Genomic DNA, 19,626 nt, shown 5'->3' on the forward strand with positions numbered 1-19,626 from the left:
GCGGTCACGCAGGTAGTCCATCCACTGCGGCAGCTCGTCGTCGTTCAGGCCACGCAGCAGCACCGCATTGAGCTTGATCGCCGGCAGGCCCAGCGCCTGCGCCAGGGCCAGGCCCTGTTCGATCTCCGGCAGGCGGTCATGCCCGGTGATGGTCTTGAAACGTTCGCGCTGCAGGCTGTCCATGCTCACGTTCAGCGCGGTCAGGCCGGCGCGGTGCCAGCCCGGCAGGCGCCGCGGTAGCAACGTGCCATTGGTGGTGATGGCCACCTTGCGGATGCCCGGCACCGCCGCCACGGTGGCGATGATCTCATCCAGGTCCTTGCGCAGGCTGGGCTCGCCGCCGGTCAGGCGGATCTTGCTCATGCCCAGCGCGGCAAACGCACGCACCAGGCGCGCGATTTCTTCCACCTGCAGGAAGCGCGGGCGGCCATCGGCCTGGTAGCCGTCGGGCAGGCAGTAGCTGCAACGGAAGTTGCAGGCTTCGGTCAACGAAAGGCGCAGGTACGGAAAGCTGCGTCCGAAACCGTCGGTGAGTTGGCGGGGATGATCTGCCAGTGCGCCCTCACCTACCGGCTCTGGCGCCCGAATGAGCTCGGCTGACATTCTTAGTCCTCCCTACGACATGCCGGCGCAATCACTGTGAAATGACCACCCTGACCGGGATCGACTTCGCCGCGGGGGTACCACTGATGCGATCGAAGTAATCCAGAGGTAGCAGTGGATTGAGTTCAGGGTAGTAGCCCGCAATCGCGCCACGCGGCATCGGATAGTCAAGCACAGTCAACCCATCGACCCGCCGGCAGACGCCATCACTGGAGATCGTCTCGAGGCTCACCTGTTCCTCCTTCCCAATCCCTCGTGCTACTCGATCTTCCAGGTTCATGAAGAGGATCATTCGATCGTTATACACACCGCGATAGCGATCGTTGTAGCTGTAGATTGTCGTGTTGTACTGGTCATGGGAGCGAACCGTGGCCAGCCGAAGCATAGTGGGATCCTCGACCAGGTCGTTCACTTCAAGACCCGGCAACACCAGAATATTGGCCTTCCCGTTAGGTGTCGGCCACTCACGGCGGCGCGGCGGAATGTCCAAGTGGAAGCCACGCGGCGCCTGGATCCGTTCATTGAAGTCTGCGTAGATGCTGGGATAGACCGCCGCGATCAGCTCACGAACATGGTTGTAATCGTGCATGCAAGCTGCCCAGTCGACCTTGCTGTCCGGCAGTGTTGCCATTGCCATGCGGCACACGATCTCAACTTCCGGAAGAACATGTTCACTCACAGGCTCCAGTACTCCACGGGATGCGGTGACATTCGACATGGCATCCTCAATGGTGACAAACTGCTCACCCAGCGGGGTATGGATCCACTCCGAGCGCGCCACCACCGGTAGGATCAGCGCCTCCTTGCCATGCACTAGGTGGCCACGGTTGAGTTTGGTGGCGATGCCAACCGTAAGCTCAAGACCACGCATTGCCCTGTAGGCAATTTCGGTATCAGGAACAGCATGGATGAAGTTCCCGCCCATGCCGATGAAGACCTTGGCGGTTCCAGCCAGCATCGCCTCAATAGACTCAACCACATGGTGCCCATGTTCGCGCGGCGGTTCGAACCCGAACACGTCGCGAACTTGGTCCAGGTAGCGTTGCGTCGGCTTCTCATCAATGCCGACGGTACGGTCGCCTTGCACGTTGGAATGGCCGCGAATAGGAGCAATGCCCGCCCCGGGCTTTCCGAAGTTGCCGCGCAGCATCAGCAGATTGGCAACCTGCTGCAAAAGGCGAGATCCTTGCTGGTGCTGGGTCAGGCCCATGCCATAGCAGATAATGGTCGCACGGGAACGGATGTAGATCTCTGCACAACGCAGAATCTGCTCCTTCTTGATCCCGGACACTTGGACGATCTGGCTCCACTCCAGGGACATCACTTCTTCACGCAATGCCTCCAGCCCGACGGTGTGCTCGGTCAGGAATTCGTGATCGAGAACAGACTCGCCGGCCGCTTCCCGCTCGAACATAGCCTTCATGATGCCCTTGATCAGGGCCAGGTCACCGCCGATGCGAATGTGTACAAATTCACTGGAAATCTCGGTGGAGCCAAACGTGGCCATCTGCACGACGTCCTGGGGCTCGGCAAAGCGAATCAGCGCACGTTCCGGCATAGGATTGACCGCGACAATTGGAGCATTACGCTTCCGCGCCTCCACCAAGTTGGACATCATTCGTGGTGAGTTGGTGCCTGTGTTCTGGCCGATGACGAAGATGGCCTCAGCATGCTCAAAGTCATCGAGCACGATAGTGCCCTTGCCGACACCAATTGCCGGCGGCAACCCCCGGCTGGTCGGCTCGTGGCACATGTTCGAGCAGTCCGGGAAGTTGTTGGTTCCGAACTCGCGCACGAAGATCGAGTACAGGAACGCGGCTTCGTTCGGCGTCCTCCCCGAGGTGTAGAACTCAGCCTCATGCGGGCTGGACAGGGCCTGCAGGTGTCGCCCGATCAGCGCGAAGGCCTCATCCCAGCTACAAGGAACGTAATGGTCGGATACCGGGTCATATCGCATCGGCTCGGTCAATCGACCCTGCATCTCCAGCCAATAGTCGGACTGCGCCATCAGCTCCTGGACAGTGTGCTCCGCGAAGAACTCACGCGTGGCGCGATGCTTGGTTGCCTCCCATGCCAAGGCCTTCGCACCGTTTTCGCAGAACTCCAGCTTCTTGGTGTGATCTGCATCCGGGAAAGCGCAACTGGGGCACTTGAATCCCCCAGGCTGATTCATCGACAAAAGCGCTTTAGATCCCTTGGCAATGACGCTCTGCTGCATCAGAACCTTGGCGGTTGCACCGGTGGCACCCCAACCACCGGCAGGATGGTCGTAGGCTTTGTAACGGGGGATCTTCTGCTCTGACATGACAGGCACTCGCAGCATGCAATTGGGAGTGGGAAAAGTTAAGCACGCGACGGCCTCCCCTTCCACGGACAGTATGTCCACCCTGCCCAGACAAGACGTCCGGCGTACACGCCGGGGATCGAATCGAGGCACTGGTGTCCGATACGAGTGCCTCAACGGACCCGAAGCGCTCATCCTGGCCCTCACCACGAACAGGTCTTCACGCCACCCGCCATCGATTGTAACTATCTAATTTATCGGGCGTTTTCTAGCTACAGGCACATGTAGCGGACAGGCGGGCCACAGCCCCTCGAACAGAATGTCGGATCAACTCAGCCAAACTGTCCATCTGCGAACATTTGTAAATTTTGACCGCAGCGGGGTGTACGCCTTGGGATACTCTCCGCACTGTCAAACCACTAAGAAGTCCCCGACCCGAGGGACCCTGCACGCCCAGATCATCGTTACCGGCTTCCCTCCCCGCCAGGCCTCATCTCCATGCAAGCGCCCAGCCCAGTACCTGCCAACGAGCCCTGCGGCATCGCATATCGAAGAACCCTTCGGTGGCGTGGTGGCGAGCGCGGCTCAATCATGGACAGCGTTGCCGAAGAAGTGCCTGTCGCGATGCTCTACAACGACAGTCCTTTCTCGGTGATGATGGCCAGCCCAACGGATCTGGAAGACTTTGCGCTGGGCTTTTCCATGACGGAGGGAACAATTTCTGATCCCTCCCAACTTCTCCGGATTGAAGTGAGGCCATCGCTGGAAGGCATTGAGCTGGCGATGGAAGTCACAGATAGTGCGCCCATCGTGTCAATGCCCAACGACGCCACCCGCAACCTACCCGGGCGTAGCGGTTGCGGGCTATGTGGAGCTAGTCGACTGGAGCAAGTGCTCAGAATGCCTTTGCCAATCGACCGACCCACCACCTACTCCGCCTTGGCGCTACGCGTAGCACTGTCCTCGCTAAAAGGGCTACAGCCAATGAACGAGGCTGCCGGCTCAACCCACGCAGCAGCATGGGTTCTCCCGGACGGAGCTATCGAAGTGGTACGCGAAGACGTGGGCAGGCACAACGCACTAGATAAGCTCATTGGTGCAATGAGGCGCTCATCGACTTCAACCAACGAAGGTCTCGTGCTTCTATCTAGCCGTGCTAGCTACGAAATGGTGAGTAAGGCCGCCTATGCAGGCATGGCGATCGTTGCAGCGGTATCGGCACCCACAGCCTTAGCCATAGATCTCGCAAAGGCCGCAGGGATCTGTCTTGTCGGTTTCGCGCGCTCGGATGGCTTCAACATCTATTCACACCCCCAGCGCCTACTCGATTTGGAAGCTGCACACCTAGCAGCCGTATGACGCCAGATGACGCCTGCCGTGCAATGAGCAAGGATCTCCGCCGATGAAATTGCTAGGCACCATCGGAACTTGAGCCGCTAGCCACCACCCACCCCCTATTGGGATCGTTATGGACGCCCTCCTCCTTTCCCGAATTCAGTTCGGCTTTCTCATCAGCTTCCATGTGCTCTTCCCTGCCTTCACCATTGGCTTGGCCAGTTGGCTTGGTTTCGTGGAATGGCGCTGGCTTCGAACCCGCAACCCGGTGTGGCGGGATCTGTTCTTCTTCTGGCAGAAGATCTTTGCCGTGTCCTTCGGCATGGGCGTGGTAAGCGGTATCGTCATGGCGTTCCAGTTCGGCACAAACTGGCCTCGTTTGAGCCAGATCGCCGGAACCGTAATCGGCCCCCTACTGACTTACGAGGTCCTGACAGCCTTCTTCCTGGAGGCAAGTTTCCTCGGAGTGATGATGTTCGGCTGGGGGCGAGTATCACCACGCCTGCACTTCTTTTCCACATGCATGGTCGCACTTGGAACGCTCTTTTCAACGTTCTGGATTCTTGCCTCCAACAGCTGGTTGCATACGCCTGCGGGCTACGAAATGATCAACGGAGTGGTCCATCCGGTTGACTGGTTCGAGGTTGTGTTCAATCCATCGTTCCCCTATCGACTGGCCCATATGGCAATAGGGTCATTCATAACAACCTGCTTCGTGGTGGGTGGTGTTGGCGCCTGGTACCTGCGGCGTAAGGAGCACGTCGAAGCCGGCCGCAAGATGCTTGGGGCGGCTGTGATATTTGCGGCCATTACCGTTCCTGTTCAGATTTTCGTGGGTGACATGCATGGTCTGAACACCCTCAAGCACCAGCCGATGAAGATCGCAGCGGTAGAGGCTCACTGGCATCAGGGCCAAGAAGGTGAAGGAGTTCCGCTGGTCGTCTTCGCTGTACCAAATGAGAAGGAAGAGCGGAACGATCTTGAGATCGCGATTCCGCGTGTTGGCAGCCTCATCCTGACTCACTCCATGGATGGAACCTTCGCACCGCTGACATCCGTACCGGCGAGCGAACGACCTCCGGTCACGCCTGTGTTCTTCGCATTCCGGATCATGGTTGGGATAGGCACCCTCATGCTACTGCTCGCCTGGCTTTCTGCTTTCACCCTGGCCCGCCGTAAGCTGTTCGATTCCGGGGCCCTGCTGCGCGCTTGGAACTGGATGCTTCCAAGTGGGTTCGTTGCTTTGGTGGCCGGCTGGTTTGTCACCGAGATGGGGCGCCAGCCTTGGATTGTCTATGGCGTTTTGCGAACGGCTGATGCCGTGGGACCGCAAACGGCCTGGATGACAGCGATCTCACTCGCGGTCTATGTCGCTGGATATGCGTTCGTATTTGGTTGGGGCATCTGGTATCTGGTCAAGATCCTCCGACATGGCCCACATGCCCAAGACGGAAGTCCGTCGCTAGAGGGTGGTGATCGCACACCTGCACGGCCTATCTCGGCCGCTGATCAATCTCTCTGAGGAACGCTGACATGGACTCGATGACCTGGTTGCCCATCGCCTGGTTCGCCGTCATCAGCTTCGGCGTCCTGATGTACGTCGTCCTCGACGGCTTCGTACTCGGTATTGGCATTCTCGCGCCCTTTGCCGAGGATGAAGAGCAGCTCGATGTGATGATGAACACCGCTGCCCCAATATGGGATGGCAACGAAACCTGGCTGGTGCTCGGCGGAGCCGGATTGCTAGCAGCGTTTCCAACAGCCTATGCAGCGCTTCTTTCGGCCCTGTACCTTCCAGTACTTCTGCTGCTTGTATCATTGGTTTTCCGGGGGGTCGCCTTTGAGTTCAGGTTCAAAGCCCATCGCTCCAAGAGGCTTTGGAGCGTGGCTTTCGGCCTTGGCTCGCTTCTGGCCGCGTTCTCTCAAGGAGTGATTCTTGGCACGGTGGTGCAAGGCGTGCCAATGACTGGTGACACCTACGCTGGCGGGCCATTCCTATGGTTCAGCCCCTTTGCCATGCTTACCGGAGCAGCCTTGGTTGCCGGCTACGCCTTGCTTGGAGGCACCTGGCTAATCTTGAAGACCGAGGGGCGAACCCACGCACTTGCCAGGCGCCTGACCCGCCCCCTGGTGGTCGCCGTGATCGTGGCCATGGGGCTCGTGAGCAGCTGGCTGCCGTTCCTTGATCTGCGACTAATGACTCGCTGGTTCAGTGACGGGAATTTCTGGTGGCTGTCCCCCGTCCCCCTTCTTACGCTCGCCGTGGCAGTGGCGCTGTGGCGCGCGGAGAAACGCCCCACTCATGATCTTGCCCCTTTCCTACTGAGCCTGTCGTTGTTTGTCCTGGGTTACCTAGGCCTCGTACTCGGCATGTGGCCGTACCTGCTCCCCCCGGCATTGACGATCTGGGATGCAGCAGCGCCAGTGTCGTCGCTTGGCTTCAGCCTGGTCGGCTTGGCGGTCATGCTTCCTGTCATCCTGGGCTACACCGCCTGGTCATACCGCGTTTTCCGCGGCAAGGTGAGTGCGAGCACGAGCTATCATTGAGCGTGATATGCCGCCCATTCGCCTGAAGTGGAGAATGGGCTCAACTAAAGCCCGGAAAGGGCGAGTGGGTTCGGTGGCGGCCGACTCATGAACTGAATGTCACTGGACTATCTTCAGCTAAGCCGAAGGTCAAATGCCACCGCCTCTGGCCCTCGACTTGACTCAATCAGTTAGCCAATACGCCCGGCCTCCCAGAATCGTGTATCGCCCTAAGACACACAGGATGTGATGAGTGGGGCCTTCAGCCGACCCTGAATCGTATGCCTTCGGATCGAACTGACTTGAAGGAAAGTCGATGATTCACGGTGAGGTGGTAGAAGAACGCCTCACACCAACGAAGTCGCCTAGAAAGAAGGACTACATCATGTATGGGGCCGCTACGAGATAGCCACCTGACAAGAGTGAGTGGGTCCCTTCCCGACAGCATGGGGCTAAGTAGCTCAACAGTAGAGCCTCTGGCCAACGTGCAAACCCACGGCCGTACGGATCTTAACCATAGGTGGAAGCCCTCCCGCTCAAGCCTACGCCTTTCAGCAAGCTCCGCTCTGAGCTGACGCCGGCGAACTTGGCGGGCTATCTCCAAGTGTGGCGAGTACTCCCCCTTGCCATGATAGGCAACCTTCAGGACGTAGCCCCGGGCCCTGGTAGGAATCGGTGAGTACGAAGCTCGAACACGCGCAAAGAAGTACCCCGCGAAAACGGCAGTTGCGACGAGAACAACATGAAGTTCGCTCGGGGCGATACGGTATCCACTCGCGGTGAAGAACTGGACGCAAACAAGTCCATCACAACCCGTAGGAATCAACGTTCGATACAACGTCGTCCCGGGAACATACAAGAGAAAAATGAAGCCATAGGCGCACCATTTCCAGCAATGAACTCGCTGATCCAGCACCGGCTCCCAACTGAGCTCTCTTTTGGGGCGGCGCAGAACGTAAGCGCCAATGAAGAGCAGCGAAGGAACGCCCAATAGCAGCAGCAGGTCGATGATCTTCTGAATTGAGTACATGGCAGGGTACTTAGAACGTCGCTCCGGAGCTCCTGGGCAAACGGGATGCCATCGACTGGATTCGTGGCCGGGACGACCCGCCAGGAGTCTGGACAGGGCTGTATCGGCCGCGCGACATGGAACTTGAACCACTGATTCGTCCATGCTCAATGGCCTACTCGCGCTCCTCGGCATAGCACGGCTCCCCAAAGAACCTAGAACACCGCTGGAGGAAGCGACGGGACTTTCACTCACAACTCCAGCGCAGCCACGGACAGCAGTGTGGCGATATCTGAAGATCAGATAGACGCGGACTCGCCTCGCTGCTATGCTGGTGAGCTAGGCGAGCGATCTGAGAGACAAGTGGCCTATGTTGTCACCCAACCGACCCTCATTTCGCATTGGCCAGAGTTGGACGATTTCGTTCGTTCAATCGGCCCGTTCTTAGCCTGCGCCTGGTGCGCACTGGAGCGCTCAAGGACCGTAAGCGGGCCTGTTGCCGCCGAGGGCTTGGCCTCAGCCGCACTCGATACGCTTGCCTCACTTCGCGTACTGCAGCGCATTCCCATCGCAGCCCCCAATTCCGGGGCGAGGTCCTTGTATGAGCCTCTGGCATGGACCTATCAGGCCGCTTGGTCACGTCAGGACGTGAGTCTGGAGGCCAGGTTGACCAGTACGCTTACCCGATGGGCTGCCGAATGCCCGTCCACTGCCAAACGGACCTTGGGAACCTCGCTCGCAGAGAGCGAAGCCCGTGCATACCTGGCCAACCTGCTACGCAAGTATCGGCTATCTCCCACGCTGGGCAATGGCCTGAGATCGACCCAGCTCCCGGAGTGGAATGCACTGAGCTTGGGACGCAAGAGGTATGTACTGTGGGCCGGCATGCGCAACGTTGCGTCGGAGTTCCTGAAAGCTGATCTGGACGAGGAGGCCGCCCGTCGGGTACTTGATCGAGAGATCAGCAGGAGATGCACTTGGCTCGTTAGCCGAGTTCAATCGGGAGCACTTGGCCCGACTGACTTTTGCTTCGTGCCAGGCCATGGCTGGCGTCAGCCGTTGATCTTGGACGTGGCAATGGAGACGTTTATCCCTCTGGGCAGACAGTACTGGCTGCAGCCAAGTAGCGACTGGAGGCTTTAGCGGATACTCTCCGCGCCGCGTCCACTAGTGGGCGCGCGACCCAGCGAATCCGGTGTCAGCGGTCGACTAGATCGCGTAGGTATCGGTGGCGCCAATAGCCAGGGCTGGCCTTGAACGACTGATGAGCTCGCCACGCGTTTGATCTGGAAGGGCAACTACGAGCGCAGTCCCTGTGCCCATTGCTGCAGGAAATCCTCCTGGACAGCGGTCTCGATGGCACCCGGCCTGACACGTCGCACCGAGCCAATGGCAGCCTGCGCTGTTCGCTCAGCCCCTGACTGCAGTAGAAGCATCGCTGCGACAGTGCCGGCTCGCCCCAGCCCACCCTTGCAGTGGACCACAATGCGCAGGCCCGAATGCAAACTCCGAACGAGCATTGACCCCAGTACTGGCCATCGTTCGAGCAACCTCTGGTCAGGTGCTGCGCCATCCGTGATTGGAAGGCCATGCCATGAGATGCCCTGCCCTTCAACCACTTGAGGCAAGCACTCGATCCGCAACTCACTGAACTCCCACGGCTCGAGTAGCGTGATCAGGTGGCTGGCTCCCCAACACTGAATCACAGAGACATCCACATCGATGTCTCTCGCCCATGCCCCCGTCATCGCAACTTCTTGGTACTTACCTGGCGCGAAGGTCACACCAATTGCCCCTCCCCTTTCGCCAACCGGGAGTTCCGCGATAGCTAAAGGGTGGGTCAAACTTGTTCGAATCATGTCGGATCTCCTGAACGACAGCCCATTCCTATGCAGCAACCGGCGCTGCTGGCTGGAAGAGCTGCACCCGCCAACCCACTCACTAAGCACACCAACTACAACGGAACAACCAATCGTTCCTTCAGCATCTCAAGGGCCACTTCCAGGCCGGCGTCATCCGCGTCATATGGAGCGCCGAACAAAGAGACCTCAATCCAATAGCGCTCCTGCCCCGGATGGATGTAGTCCGCGTGATCGTCCAGCAACAGCGCTGCACCCAGGATCGGAGACACATACCGGAGGTCCTTCGTTGCCCCTCCCCAGAATGTATATGGCAACTCAGCGAACCAGCCTGGCGCGCTCCCTTCCTCGACCAGCAGCCGCGAAATCCTGCGGAAAGCTGCCTCAGGGACCGTGGTGTAGATGACCAGATGCTCGAAGAGTTCATGAGCGACCTCAAGGAACTGATAAAGCCCTGGGCGTGGAATCTGGCTGACAGCATTTGAGATCAGCGTCCCCTCGAGATCGAGAGCAAGGATGGTCGGTCGCATTGAGCGCTAGGATCCTCATCAGCAGTTGGACACTTGGATCTGGAGCGTTCCGCGCTGCGCTTGGTCATCGGACGCAGTTGCGGAACGCCAATGAGTCAGATATCTGAGAACTTCTCGGCTTGCTTAAGCTGATTCTCCAGAGACTGGATCTTTTCCCTATAGTTGGCAGCTATGTAGGGCTTGTCATTGAAGTCCAAAGCCGTCTGAGGAATTAGTTCGAGCTCGACTCGCGTTGAAGACGCTTGTCGAATTGCCAGTGTCGACCACGCATCATCACCTTTTACGAAGCCAACATTGAAGCGCGCCGTGACGCCGCGGCTCGGCTTGAGGCCATCAATCGATCGGAAGTCGCTGTGCACCCGCGACTTTGCCGTGGGCTGAGCTTCGCCATTGATGTAGAGCGTCGCCGCCCAGCTGGCCTGGCTGAGCGCCAAAGTTGAGCTATTCGCAATTCGCGCCTCAATGACCGGCTTCGGGCCAAAGAAGCTGTCCTCGATCCGTAACGTTGCGCCACTCGCACGCACTCTTTCTAGTTCGGTGATCGTCGGCCGCTGCGCGTTGGCCTGCTCCTGCAGAGCAAGAATTTCTTTTGGATGGGCATCCCTAATCTGCTTGATGTGCCCCCTAACCACCTGTCTTATAGATGCATTCGGGTAGGCCTTGTTCAGCTCAGCCAGATCAAGGCCGGCAACGGCCCAGTTGAAGGCATCCCGCTCATGGGCACTCAGCTCGGCGTCAATTGCGTCAATCGACGCTCTGTATTGCTCCTGCGTGCCGTCAGTGACCAACTTCCTGTCTACTGGACCGCTGCAGGCGGCAACTAGGACCGTCAGAGCAAGCAGCAAGCCCTGCCTGCCCCAGCCAGCTGCGTCGCGTCGACGTTGTTCTTTGATCATGCCCTTCCCCTGTCAATGAGAAGCACAGGATATCTGGTTTTTAGATATCGGAGAACTGGATATAGCTTCTGAAGCCGCTCAACCAGGGTGCGGCCGTGGCCAAGACAATCCATCGCAAGGAATACGCCGCCCTGATTGAGACCGTCAGAGACGCGCGCTTGGCTGCTGGCCTTACCCAAGTACAAGTGTCCAGCAAGCTGGGGCGCAGCCAGTCGTTCATTAGCGATGTTGAGACAGGGAAGCGCAGGGTTGACGTCGTGGAGCTTAGGGACATAGCGCGCCTGACAGGCCTATCCCTGGGCAAGCTCATTGCCGACTTTGAGAAGCGACTCAAAGACTGACTTTACTGAGCTAAGGCTCAGTCTTCTTCAGATGCGTACCACTAGGCTCACGCCTAGTGCCCACCCCACTATCCCGCTCAACGAGCATGCGACCACTTTGAGCAAATGGCTTCTTGCCAGTTCTGGCTACACAGGACTGGCTGGTCAAGTGGTGGCCTCCAGCGCACCATCCGAGCTAGAAGGGAAAGCATTCATAAGCCCTGTCGGCGCGCTTGACTGACGATTCCTTCGCAATAAGAGGTTCAGCGCTTCAAGGAAATCCCTTTGGGGCGACCTCTTCGTACTGACCATAGCTTAAAAGGCTCGGCATGCATTGCAGAACCAGCATGCGCATCTCCCCGCAAGAACAGTGACCTCCACCGCGCGGCTAGCGTTGATACCTCTCCCTTGTTGACGCCACTTCAAGGTAACGAAAGATCCTGGAGGCGCATCTCACGGCTCATCAACCATGGGATGCGGATGCTCAACGTCAACCAGCATGTCGACAGAACGCATGAACTTCAGAAGCACTGCGCCCAGAGGCTTGATGCGGGTGTAAGGCGAGCTTCCGATGCTAGAAGTGGGCAGGACTTCCGCCACGCATGCCGCTACCGGACTGATTGGCGCAAACTGCTTGAGAGTTGCAACCTCGCCGTGACAAACATCCTCCGGCACGTCCAGCAGCCCAAGAAACAGGTCGTCAATTGCATCTTGAGTCGGCAAAGATCCGCCGAGCTCAGTCCCAGCCAGCTGCGCGAATGCTCCTTGCCTTGTCAGATCATTCACGAAAGCAAGATAGTGCGAGTGAAACCGGGCGAAGAATGTATCCACCCCACCTGTGCGAGGAGTCACCGGAAGCATGCACGGATAGTCATCTGCGAAGAATACCCCCTTCGCCGAATTGCTACTAAACGCGCTGGAATCCGTATTGCCAAGTGGAAACCCAACATCCTTTGGCAACAGCGATCCCCTACGAAGCCTGACCACCCGCTGCTCCATCAACAGCTGGATTGCCGTGCATGCGTCGGGGCGCAATCCCCAAACAGCACAAAAACGAATAATTGCCCAGCGTAGTGCATCCCGGACATCTACTGCAGTCTCGAGCCTACCGCTGTCTATAGCTAACAGATAGTTACACGCACACAGGCCTATCGCGTCCAAGGAGCCACCTTCGGCCACGTTGAACATGGACTCCAAGGCATCTACCCGACTTGGCGCATAGCTGCTGAGGCCAGGGAGATTGTGATGAGAAGCCACCAGGCGTTCGGTGATGGACGGCATCAGTAGCCCAAGACGCTCCATTAGTGATCGACGTACGCCCCGCAATTGCTCCGCAGTGGGAGCCTCTGTGCTGCAGATCATCCAGATCGGATGCTCGAAGGCCTCCTTTGCAGCCGCGAACGCTGGATCCCCATGCACCGAGTCAATCAAGTATCCACCAGGACCGCGTAGCTTCCCTGGATGATGCCCCTTGCTGAAGAACCGGTAGAAGGATCGGGGACGACCGTTGGCCGCTTGCGCGTGTATATCGAGCCCAACTCTAGGCAAGAGCAACTGATCAAGATCATCCCAGGTCAGTCGATCGCCATGCAGCCTTCGCACAACGCAGGCCCACACGCTATTGCGGACGACCAGCGCCACGTCTGTTGGAATCTTGCCACGAGGCATACTTATGGATCTTCTGAAGCGGGACTAAAGAATCCCCTAGAACTGGCTGCAATTGTGCATGATGGGGTCCAACGGTAGCTAGGAGTTGCGTCATGCCTATCCAGAATCCAGAAGCAGCAGTCTCCACCGAACTCAGTCGCGAGCTGCTAGAGCGGCATGGGGAGCTCATGGGCGGCAGCGACCTCCAGCGGAACCTTGGCTTTCCAAACGGCCGCACCTTCGGCCGAGCCGTCCAGCGTGAACTTTTGCCGGTTCGCACCTTTCCGCTGCCAGGTCGGCGGGGGTTGTTCGCCAAAACGCGAGATGTCGCTGAGTGGCTGAACTCGCTGTAATTCCTGAGCACGCGAGCTGAGGCCGAAGCCAAAAGGCCCGCACCACTTCTGATCTGCTGAAACTCACCTAGGCGCACAGTGCGCCCCTGAACGGCTTGACGCCAAAACTCCAGCTTCAAAGGAGGCATTTAGCCCCCCAGTTCATCAAATCTCCGACCCCGGAAATGAAATCGCCCCCGCAGCAACGGGGGCGATAGCCTCTCGCCGGAGCGAGAGGGGGTGAAGCTCTACGATAACGTATGTAGGCTCCCGCAATTCCGACTTCGTGTCAAGCGGCAAAGCTGCTTGAGCGGGCATCTGCGCGCTCCGACTGCCATCGTATGGCAATCGGCACGGCACCCCATGCCCGAAATCCCCAATGACCCTGCTGGCCATTGCCGCCAGTACCGAGCCTCATTCTCCGAGGCCAACCGGGAAGTCGATCGATGAAGATCCAACACTCAGCTGACCATGCATTGAGTCATCCCTCAATCGCGATTGCGCAGCGCCACTCCTCGACCATGCGAACTGCAGTCATCCACAAGGAGGCAGCATGAGCAACCACGCGACCAATCCCGTGAGCCCGTTCCAAGGCGTAGCGTCTGCACGCGCCTCCGACCCGCTCCACAATGGGAAGGATCGACCGCTGGCCCCCCGTGAACTAACCGCTGGCCAGATCAAGAGGGGGGACATCTTCACCTTCTTTAGCCCGAAAGAGAACCGGACGGTTACCGTACACGGCCCCCTGCAACTCGCGCTTCGACTGCAATTGGAGTTTGATCCATCAGTGGCGGCCGTGACCGAGAGGCCTCGGTCCATCCCGGTAGGACTTGACAGCATGGAACTCCATTTCTGGTTTCAGAGGCGCGGAGGCCAGGAGATCTATGCAAACGTCATTCCGAATTCGCAGACAGTACCCGGCGTGGATGGCAAGCGTCGTCCTCGCGAGCTGGACCGGCTTCGTTCAGCAGCCAAGGATGCAGGCATCTCTTTGTGGCTAATCACGGAGGACGAACTCAAGGCGCCCGGCGGCAGGAATGAGCTCTGCTACCAACTGCTCGGGTTCTGCCAGTCAGCCAAGGATCTGGGGAGCAGCCTGGCGTTGCGACAGGAAATCGCCGCGACCATCGAGCGAAGCGGCAGCATCAGTGCAGATGAACTCATCCATGAGCTCAGGCACCACCCTCGAACTCACATTCAGGGGGTCGTGGCTGAGTTGCTTCACGTCGGATTTCTGGCGACCGATGCATTTCCTCGAATGACGGGGCGATCAAGGATCTGGAGGGCCGACCCATGAGTTCCAAGTTCAATGCCGTCGACCTCGAGTCGATCCGGGCAACTCCAAGGCCAAATGGGATCGTACTTCCAGCTGATCAACAGTCGGAATTTCAAGCCCGCCTGTCAGCACTCACCAGCGTCCTTGATGGGGCAACCTTGGTCGACGCAGCCCTTCGATGGGGCGTGCCGCGAAATACCCTCTCTCGAATGATCCGGACCGCACTGCTCTTCGACGAGAGCGGTCATCGAGTCGGATACCGAGCCTGCATTCCCTATGCGCGATTCAGCGTGTCAGATCGCAACAACTCGGTCGTCCCCGATAGTTCACATCCGTTCGCCATAGATGCTGTCCTGCAAGCGATCCCCGAACTCGGCGATGCAGTCGCAAGATTCAAGGGCGCCTTGCCAACACAGTCCAAAAGGAGCCCCGCGTTCGACAGGCTGCATTCCCAGTTCGTGAAGGTGCTGACTGGGAAGGGCTTTCAGGCCATGTATCCGCTCAACATCCGTGACAAGGGAAGACGAGCACTGACCTCCCTCATAAAGCGCATCCGAGGCACAAAGAGCGAAAATGAGATGCTCTTGGCTGCGGATGAGCCTACTTCCACCCGAATCGAGAACCTACTCAGCATTCGGCCATTTGATCGAGTTGAGTACGACGAGCATTCCGTCGACATCGACGCATGGCTGGCCATGCCGATGGCGGACGGCTCATTCCGGCTAGAGAAGATTAGTCGGATCTGGCTACTGGCAGTTGTTGATGTCGGGAGTGGCGCCATCCTTGGTTGGGAAATGGTGCTTGGCCGGAAGTACGAGCAACACGATGTAGTCAGCCTGTTCGCGAAGATCATGAGCCCCTGGCAACCAAGGGATCTGAGCACGTCGAACTTGAGCTACTCGACTAGTGCATGGATGCCGTCGATCTACCTAGTGGATGAGGTAGTGATGAGAAGCGCAATGATCGCAATGGACAACGACTCATCCCATCACGCCAAGATGACAGTCCGAAATCTCATTGATCATCACAAGGGAATCCTGCACTTTGGACGATCCGGGATGGGCGAAGGTCGCCCCTACATCGAGGCTCTATTCAAGAAGATTGAGAATGGCCTGCTGCGCCACATCGCCGGCGGCTTTGCTCCCGCAACGCAAGTGAATGAGCGTCAAGTCACTACAAAGCTTGACGGGAAAGACCACCCCATTCTCCTGGAGGTCTTGAAAGACCTCATTGACACCTATGTTACCTCGCACAATGTGACGAGCCGGTCCACTCGCGAACCCAGGTCGCCCAAGCGAATCATTGATGAGCATCTGGCATCTGGGGAGTGGGTGTGGCATGCACCTGGCACCGAAGATGACGTGAGAAACATGACCGTTAGGCGGATGAAGGTGACCATCAGAGGCTCCAGAAGGAGTGGTGTACCTCCCCTCGTCTATCTCGACCACGCTAGGTACAGGTCACCAACACTGTCTGGACAGTGGCACCTGATTGGGCAGTCATTTGACGCAACCTACGAAGACTGGCGAGACATTCGCAAGCTGACCCTCTGGAGAGGCGGTAAGCGTGTACTCACACTTCACGCTCTCGCCCCATATGCGAGCGTGGCCCACACGCTGTCGATCAGGAAGCGCGCGGCACGCTGGGCGAAGAGCGACGCGTCACGGGAGCCCGGTAACTACTGTTTAGCCGACAACATTGAGGCCTATCACGCAGCCGTCCGATCGGCGGCCGCTGGCGTCAGGGACAGCGCCTCGCTCATGGCAGCTGGCGATGTGCCCAAGCCACCTTCCACGACCAACAGTCAGGGGCAAGGCTCTCCACTGATGGGAATCCGCAGGGCCACGTTCAACACGAGGCTCCGCTGATGAAGGCCCCGGCGAGCCTTGAGAACCACCCAATGCACGCGCGACATCGCCCCAATATCCAGACTCTCCCCTTACTGCGAATGGCATCTGGATTCGCCACGTGCCTGGAGTATGGGCGGCCGAGCCTGAGGATCATTGGCGATGGCCGGTGTGGGAAGTCAACTGCCACGCGAATACTTGAAACCACCACTTCTTGGCGACCATTTCCTATTGGATTCCTCCGGATGGTCGTCGGAAAACCGACTACCCCTAGCGAAGGCAACTTCTTCCGCGAGGTCATCCTTGGACTGGGCATGAGGGCAACAACCGTAGCCAGCCCACAGGATCTCCTCCTCAGGATCATCCGGGCAATTGAGCAGGAAGCCGCTAGAGCATCGGCCGACGTGGTCGTGATTGCGATCGATACGGCTGAGCAGCTCACGCTCAAGGACTACGCCCACCTTGCAAAGCTTCAGAACCACTTCCTCGGATCATCAGTGCAACCGTTCTTTCTCTTCATCCACCAGAGCAACAGCGTGATTGGAGGCGCAGACGATCTTAGTCAGCTGGCGCCGCCACATCTGTATGGCCGATTCTTTGTCGACAGCCATCCTTTTACCGGGCTTCTCTGGGACATCCCGACGGAGGACGCTGACGTGCAGGACGCATGTGATGTCGCCTTGGCATTTCGCCAGCTTGACCAAGTTATGAGGTGGCCGGACGAGGGAGGAAAGACCTACACCGAAGCATTCGCACCCTATGCTTACAGCGTTGGCTGGCGCCTTGAGAAGGAGACCGAAGCGATACGCGAACGAATTGAGAACCTTGCCAATCAAGGCAACTATCCCGTTCCCAAGGATTGGCTCATGGCCTCCTTCAACCAGTTTGTCTACCACCTACTCACCAAGATCGCTGCTGGGCGCAACGATTTCGAAGGGCTTACTACCCAGCACATTGATGAAGCTCTCCTGCGCAGCGCATACGCCGGCTTCGAAAGCTCAAGAAATAGGGCCGTAGGCAAATGAGGAGCGGCGCTCAGCTGGTCGGCGGCAACCTCCGACTTGTTCCATACCAATCGGCTTTTGGCTGCGTCGCGAGGCTATCGCGACTGAACCAGGCCAGGCGGGTCACGGAGTACTCACAACTCCTCGGAATCAAGCCAAACAGAAACATCAACCTGCTCTTGAGCCTGACGACCTCGCAAGTACAACAAGAGGCACTCTCTACAACCCTTGGGATCGAGACTCCGCCCGAGTGGGACTTGGCGGCGTGGTATCCGTTCATGACGGACGACCCGAGACTGCCCTCCCATCTCAGGTTGAGGTACTGCCTTCCTTGCATCAGACTCGGGTATCACACCACACTGCATCAGCTGCCCTGGATTTCCACGTGTCCCTGGCATGGCGTTCGCCTGCGCCAGAGTTGCCCACGATGCAATGGATTTCCGGTGACAGTCGCTGGCACGCCCACGAAGTTGCTCACCTGTGCGTGCGGCTTTGACCTTATGAATGAGTCGGCTTCCGCCTTGCAGAGACACCCCCACCCCAATGCCACGGCGTATCTACAGGCCTACCTCAACTGGTGTGCGGAGCAAAGGCGTACAAGTCGGCTGATCGTAACTCCAGGGGTACACGTTGATCCCAGCAGGATTTCCAGCCTTGTGGACCTTCCTCCTGGCCTGGCGCTACGCCAGGCCAGGAGGGTCTGCAACGCTAAAAGGTACAGGCTCACGACACACCCAGATCAACAATCACCACCAGCAGGCGCAGATACAGCACTACGTGCAAACCATACGGGCTCTGAGGACGACTCAGGCCCAATCCTCCGTTACATTGACCAGAATGCAGCCAGAGGTTCCCGACGAGGTCGATCAGATCAGGCCTTTAGCCCTCAAGGCGAGCGAGTCGCCGGAGCTCGGGATCAACCGGCTCCGGATGGATGGAGCAGCTACGCCGCGACCAGGCCAGGCGGGCGCTATCGAGTGATTCACCCCAACTATTTGAACTTCGTAGATGAGCTCCTGGGCAAATTCAGCCATTCCAGCCCGCAGCGGGTGAGCAACTCGGGATTGGGACTACGAGTGAGACTAGCGGTGCTCGCCCAGGGCTACGCGGACGGCATCCTCCTCTCGGAGCATGAGGGCAACTTGAGCGCGCTTCCGGAGCGTTATAGATCGCCCAGTCCCATTGCGCTTTTGGATACGAGCCATCCACACGAATTGCGCGTGGCGTTCGGATAACGCAACCCTAAGCAAAGGCATCGATCGCCCCACCCTAAACTTCTGACGCACAACTCAGCTGCCGAGATAGAGAAGCCGCCTGTTTGCACCTGGAAATGGGCGGCACCCATTTATTCGTAGCATTTGCCAACAACAGCAATCGAATCCACGCCAGGGCCAGGCGCCTTCAATCCGTGATGCTGATGCACCAGTCAATGCCAGATGGCGCCATCGGGCAGAGACTCTGGCTGGTCTACCATCAGTAGATAGTCAGGAGCAAGATGACGCTGAGGGTTCGGCGCCGCGCGATAGGCCTGAATGACGTACTGGACCAGCGGGACTTCCACCCCAAACCGAAGACCTTAGGTGCCCCGCATGTACTCCTCGCGCACCATCTGCCGTTGTGCGCCAGTCAGTTGCGGATACTGCCCACCGCTAGGATCACCGATGACGCGCTGTCCTGCCGCGTGCGGGCACCCGGGTTGACTTGGCGATAGGCGCCCCACACCACCGCCGTGGTCATCCAGCACCGCGCCGCACTCGCCGGCCTGGAGGGGACTTCGGCGGACACAACCTGCGCTCGGGCTTCATCACCGAAGGGGCGCACCAAGGCTTGGCGCTGCCCGCCCTGATGGCGAATACCGATCACCGCTCGGTGGCCAGCGCGGCTGGCTACTTCCAGCAGGGCGGCGCCCAGCACAACCCGGCCGCACGGCTGCTCGACGCGGATTGAGCCCGTCCCAGGCGCGCCGCGTCCCGGCACCCACCCACGCCCTTGAAACTGTGAAAGCCATCCCAATGTTGATCGGGAGCTATCAGCTTTCCGGCCCGTGATCGGGGAAGAGTCGCAGTTCCTGCGACAACGAGCCGGCAAGTTGGCAGCGGGGAAGTCGCAGTACCACCTCACCTATCCGCCGGTCGGCACGCGCCCGGCTTGGAGATCG

The 19,626-nt window shown here is 58.6% G+C and carries 14 protein-coding genes and 1 pseudogene; 9 read left to right on the forward strand and 6 right to left on the reverse strand.

Annotated elements, in window-relative coordinates:
• Together N5D20_RS18860 and N5D20_RS18865 are read right to left on the reverse strand one after the other, a co-directional pair.
• A partial coding sequence (locus N5D20_RS18860) for a radical SAM protein (protein WP_279948135.1) occupies positions 1 to 603 on the reverse strand: 603 nt, incomplete at its 3' end.
• A 31-nt stretch (positions 604 to 634) separates the two neighbouring features.
• The gene (locus tag N5D20_RS18865) at positions 635 to 2,908 is read right to left on the reverse strand and encodes an FdhF/YdeP family oxidoreductase (protein ID WP_049399264.1); all 2,274 of its coding nucleotides are present in this window, start codon (positions 2,906 to 2,908) and stop codon (positions 635 to 637) included.
• A 477-nt stretch (positions 2,909 to 3,385) separates the two neighbouring features.
• On the opposite strand from N5D20_RS18865, the gene fdhD reads away from it, so the two are divergent.
• The 3 genes from fdhD (at position 3,386) to cydB (ending at position 6,769) form a co-directional block, all read left to right on the forward strand.
• Complete coding sequence (fdhD, locus tag N5D20_RS18870) at positions 3,386 to 4,246, forward strand: formate dehydrogenase accessory sulfurtransferase FdhD (protein WP_026070516.1); 861 nt, start codon at positions 3,386 to 3,388, stop codon at positions 4,244 to 4,246.
• A 109-nt stretch (positions 4,247 to 4,355) separates the two neighbouring features.
• Positions 4,356 to 5,744, forward strand: coding sequence for a cytochrome ubiquinol oxidase subunit I (locus N5D20_RS18875; protein WP_017354500.1), 1,389 nt, complete (start codon positions 4,356 to 4,358; stop codon positions 5,742 to 5,744).
• Positions 5,745 to 5,755: 11 nt separating this feature from the next.
• The gene (cydB, locus tag N5D20_RS18880) at positions 5,756 to 6,769 is read left to right on the forward strand and encodes a cytochrome d ubiquinol oxidase subunit II (RefSeq protein ID WP_017354501.1); all 1,014 of its coding nucleotides are present in this window, start codon (positions 5,756 to 5,758) and stop codon (positions 6,767 to 6,769) included.
• Positions 6,770 to 9,055: 2,286 nt separating this feature from the next.
• Here cydB and N5D20_RS18885 read toward each other — a convergent pair.
• From N5D20_RS18885 to N5D20_RS18895, 3 genes are all read right to left on the reverse strand, one after another.
• Positions 9,056 to 9,616 carry a cyclin-dependent kinase inhibitor 3 family protein gene (locus tag N5D20_RS18885; RefSeq protein ID WP_026070517.1) on the reverse strand — a complete coding sequence of 187 codons (561 nt, stop codon included), beginning with the start codon at positions 9,614 to 9,616 and terminating at the stop codon, positions 9,056 to 9,058.
• Between the two features lie 95 nt (positions 9,617 to 9,711).
• On the reverse strand, positions 9,712 to 10,146 hold the full coding sequence (locus N5D20_RS18890) for an NIF family HAD-type phosphatase (RefSeq protein WP_017354503.1): 435 nt from the start codon (positions 10,144 to 10,146) through the stop codon (positions 9,712 to 9,714).
• 95 nt (positions 10,147 to 10,241) lie between these two features.
• Positions 10,242 to 11,042 (reverse strand): hypothetical protein, encoded by an 801-nt coding sequence (locus N5D20_RS18895; RefSeq protein WP_017354504.1) that lies wholly within the window; start codon positions 11,040 to 11,042, stop codon positions 10,242 to 10,244.
• Positions 11,043 to 11,137: 95 nt separating this feature from the next.
• On the opposite strand from N5D20_RS18895, the gene N5D20_RS18900 reads away from it, so the two are divergent.
• Entirely contained in the window at positions 11,138 to 11,383 is a 246-nt protein-coding gene (locus tag N5D20_RS18900) for a helix-turn-helix transcriptional regulator (protein ID WP_017354505.1), read from the forward strand.
• A 432-nt stretch (positions 11,384 to 11,815) separates the two neighbouring features.
• On the opposite strand, the gene N5D20_RS18905 is transcribed toward N5D20_RS18900, so the two are convergent.
• Positions 11,816 to 13,003, reverse strand: a complete 1,188-nt coding sequence (locus N5D20_RS18905; RefSeq protein ID WP_146257381.1) for a hypothetical protein — start codon at positions 13,001 to 13,003, stop codon at positions 11,816 to 11,818.
• A 119-nt stretch (positions 13,004 to 13,122) separates the two neighbouring features.
• Between N5D20_RS18905 and N5D20_RS18910 the strand changes: the two genes are divergently transcribed.
• From N5D20_RS18910 to N5D20_RS18930, 5 genes and pseudogenes are all read left to right on the forward strand, one after another.
• On the forward strand, positions 13,123 to 13,362 hold the full coding sequence (locus N5D20_RS18910; protein WP_049399270.1) for a hypothetical protein: 240 nt from the start codon (positions 13,123 to 13,125) through the stop codon (positions 13,360 to 13,362).
• 532 nt (positions 13,363 to 13,894) lie between these two features.
• Positions 13,895 to 14,638, forward strand: a complete 744-nt coding sequence (locus N5D20_RS18915) for a hypothetical protein (protein ID WP_017354507.1) — start codon at positions 13,895 to 13,897, stop codon at positions 14,636 to 14,638.
• Positions 14,635 to 16,485: a hypothetical protein gene (locus N5D20_RS18920; protein ID WP_049399271.1), complete on the forward strand. Its 1,851-nt coding sequence runs from the start codon at positions 14,635 to 14,637 to the stop codon at positions 16,483 to 16,485. Before N5D20_RS18915 ends, N5D20_RS18920 begins: the two co-directional genes overlap by 4 nt.
• Positions 16,486 to 16,565: 80 nt before the next feature.
• Complete coding sequence (locus tag N5D20_RS18925) at positions 16,566 to 17,489, forward strand: ATP-binding protein (RefSeq protein ID WP_329761816.1); 924 nt, start codon at positions 16,566 to 16,568, stop codon at positions 17,487 to 17,489.
• A gap of 1,705 nt (positions 17,490 to 19,194) precedes the next feature.
• Positions 19,195 to 19,415, forward strand: a pseudogene (locus tag N5D20_RS18930) (integrase); the annotation flags it as partial.
• Positions 19,416 to 19,626 lie beyond the last annotated feature (211 nt).

The organism is Stenotrophomonas sp. GD03877 (genome assembly GCF_029840555.1).
Taxonomy (GTDB): Bacteria; Pseudomonadota; Gammaproteobacteria; order Xanthomonadales; family Xanthomonadaceae; genus Stenotrophomonas; species Stenotrophomonas geniculata.

Bases quoted from the DNA above. Each gene is read 5' to 3' on its own strand.
- fdhD (WP_026070516.1), top strand. From the start codon at position 3,386: ATGCAAGCGCCCAGCCCAGTACCTGCCAACGAGCCCTGCGGCATCGCA.
- N5D20_RS18920 (WP_049399271.1), top strand. From the start codon at position 14,635: ATGAGTTCCAAGTTCAATGCCGTCGACCTCGAGTCGATCCGGGCAACT.
- N5D20_RS18915 (WP_017354507.1), top strand. From the start codon at position 13,895: ATGAGCAACCACGCGACCAATCCCGTGAGCCCGTTCCAAGGCGTAGCG.
- N5D20_RS18875 (WP_017354500.1), top strand. From the start codon at position 4,356: ATGGACGCCCTCCTCCTTTCCCGAATTCAGTTCGGCTTTCTCATCAGC.
- N5D20_RS18925 (WP_329761816.1), top strand. From the start codon at position 16,566: ATGGCATCTGGATTCGCCACGTGCCTGGAGTATGGGCGGCCGAGCCTG.
- N5D20_RS18890 (WP_017354503.1), bottom strand. From the start codon at position 10,146: ATGCGACCGACCATCCTTGCTCTCGATCTCGAGGGGACGCTGATCTCA.
- N5D20_RS18910 (WP_049399270.1), top strand. From the start codon at position 13,123: ATGCCTATCCAGAATCCAGAAGCAGCAGTCTCCACCGAACTCAGTCGC.
- N5D20_RS18895 (WP_017354504.1), bottom strand. From the start codon at position 11,042: ATGATCAAAGAACAACGTCGACGCGACGCAGCTGGCTGGGGCAGGCAG.
- N5D20_RS18885 (WP_026070517.1), bottom strand. From the start codon at position 9,616: ATGATTCGAACAAGTTTGACCCACCCTTTAGCTATCGCGGAACTCCCG.
- cydB (WP_017354501.1), top strand. From the start codon at position 5,756: ATGGACTCGATGACCTGGTTGCCCATCGCCTGGTTCGCCGTCATCAGC.
- N5D20_RS18865 (WP_049399264.1), bottom strand. From the start codon at position 2,908: ATGTCAGAGCAGAAGATCCCCCGTTACAAAGCCTACGACCATCCTGCC.